The following is a 1,728-nucleotide window of genomic DNA, read 5'->3' as shown; positions in this document are numbered from 1 at the left end:
TTCCCTCCTGGATCTCCAGGCGGGACTGGCCGGCATAATCCTCGTAGAAGCCCTGCGGCATGACCTCGCGTGCGATGGATTGCAGGGTCGCGAGACCTTCCGAGGTCGTGACGCCCGGCAGAGGCAGTGCCGACAGGGTCGCCGAGTTGAGCTGGTTGAACTGCTCGATGGCCGCAGGCGCCGCATCAGTCTTGAAGCTCACGAGCGCGGAGAGCGGAACCATGGAGCCGTCGGAAGCACGGACATAGTACTCGCCAAGACGCTCGGGATTGAGGCGATCCTCCTGCCGCACCTGGCTGACCACGTCGTAGCTCCGGTTGTCGCGGTCGAACTTGGAGATCGGCGCGCCGCCGACAAGGGCGCCCAGCGTGTTGCCGATCTCGGATACGGCCACGCCCAAGGCGGCCGCCCGGTCGCGATCGACCGTGATGCGGGCACGCGGCGTCTCATACGAGATGGAGTTCTGCACCACGATGAACTTGCCGGATTTCATGGCGCGCTGGCGAACCTGCTCCGCGACCTCATAGGCCTGGGAGGAATCGCCGATGGTGCGCATCACGTACTGGATCGGCAGACCGTCACCGGCGCCGGGCAGGGACGGAGGTGCGAAGGCGAAGGCCTGCAGCCCGGCATTCTCATTCAGGAGGTTCTGAATGTCCTGCTTGGTCTCGGCGCCCTTCTTCTCGCGCTCGCTCCACTCCTTCAGCTTGAAGCCGAAGAAGCCGCCGCCCGCGCCGTCAATGCCGACGATCAGGAAGCTGTCGTCGATCTCGGGGATCTTCTCGGCCGCATTGGTGAACTGCTTGGAGAAGGCCTGCGTGTAATCGGCCGTCGCATATTTCGGCGCATTCAGGATGCCGAGATAGGCGCCCTGATCCTCTTCCGGCGCAAGCTCCGAGGATGTCTTGGTGAACAGGAAGGCCGTCGTGCCAAGAAGAACCGCAACGATGACCAGGGTCACGCCGCGATAATCCAGAGAGCCCTTCAGGCGCCGGGCATACCAGTTCTCGATGCGCGTGAAGACGCGATCGATCAAGGCGGCAAAGCGCCCTTGGCCGCCATGCGACTTCAGCAGCCTTGATGACATCATAGGCGAGAGCGTCACCGCGACGATGCCCGAGATGATCACCGCGCCCGCAAGCGTGAAGGCGAACTCGCGGAACAGCGAGCCTGTCAGGCCTGTCGTGAAGCCGATCGGCGCATACACCGCCGCCAGCGTGATCGTCATCGACACGATGGGTACGAAGATTTCCTTCATGCCCACGATGGCCGCCTCGACGGGCTTCAAGCCCTCCTCGATGTGTCGATGGATGTTCTCGAGCACCACGATGGCGTCGTCGACCACGAGGCCGATGGCGAGCACCATGGCAAGCAGGGTCAGCAGGTTGATCGAGTAGCCCAGCGCGAAGAGGAAGAAGCAGACGCCGACGAGCGAGAGCGGGATCGTCACGATGGGGATCAGCACCGAGCGGAACGAGCCCAGGAACAGCAGGATCACCACCACGACGATGAGGGCCGCCTCACCGATGGTCTTGAACACCTCCTCGATGGAGGCCGAGATGAAGTTCGAGGCATCGTAGACGATCTCGACCGTCATGCCCTGGGGCAGGGTCGTGCGGATCGCGTCGATGGCCTTGGTCACCTCCGCGGCAACCGTCAGCGGGTTGGCCGACGGCGTCGGCGTGATGCCGATGAAGGTGCCCTGGCTGCCGTTGAAGCTGACGATGG

Annotated in this window: 1 protein-coding gene; it reads right to left on the bottom strand. The window is 63.6% G+C overall.

All coding sequences use genetic code 11. From position 1 onward, the window contains the following. Positions 1-1,728 (bottom strand): efflux RND transporter permease subunit (locus OC446_RS30235; protein ID WP_262032568.1); only part of this gene is annotated, 1,728 nt, incomplete at both ends.

Source organism: Microvirga sp. Mcv34 (genome assembly GCF_024519725.1).
Lineage (GTDB): Bacteria > Pseudomonadota > Alphaproteobacteria > Rhizobiales > Beijerinckiaceae > Microvirga.
The sequence above is the reverse complement of the archived record's forward strand: the minus strand, read 5'-3'. Positions and strand labels throughout refer to the sequence as shown.